The sequence below is a fragment of the Vibrio sp. 10N.222.49.C9 genome, from assembly GCF_041474985.1.
GTDB classification, from domain to species: domain Bacteria; phylum Pseudomonadota; class Gammaproteobacteria; order Enterobacterales; family Vibrionaceae; genus Vibrio; species Vibrio crassostreae_C.
Genome location: NZ_JBFRVD010000925.1, coordinates 1 through 401, shown reverse-complemented (window position 1 = coordinate 401; position 401 = coordinate 1). Strand labels below are relative to the sequence as shown.

Below are 401 nucleotides of genomic sequence, written 5' to 3'. Positions count from 1 at the left end.
ATGGATATGACGCTCGCTCAAGGCGTGTAAAATCCCAACGAGTTTATAGTGCTTCTCAAAAGGGAAATTCAAGCAACAAAGCTCAGCAAAATATAAGCACTTTGTATAGTCATCATGATGGCAGGCAGGAACAAGGGCAATGGTTATCCGAGGGCAATGAGTACTCCCCATTCCGTTCATTGACACAACTGCCGCGAGATGATCTTCCCTATGGAGATGTGCTTCATCAAAAACTGTATGACCTCGATTCCCCTTTGTTTACAGCTAGCGGCACTAAAGGCTCAGATATCGCCCATTTGTACGTACATCATGGCCGCTTAGGAAGTGCTATACATGCACTAGATGAGACTGGAACAACCGCAATGCGACTAGGCTACAGCCCATTTGGACAGACCTACCCT

At 46.4% G+C, this 401-nt stretch carries 1 protein-coding gene; it reads left to right on the top strand.

Features of this window, described 5'->3' with window-relative positions; all coding sequences use genetic code 11:
* Positions 1 to 101: 101 nt before the first annotated feature.
* Positions 102 to 401, top strand: a 300-nt coding sequence (locus AB4585_RS26245; protein ID WP_372171693.1) for a hypothetical protein, incomplete at its 3' end; no start/stop codon positions are given.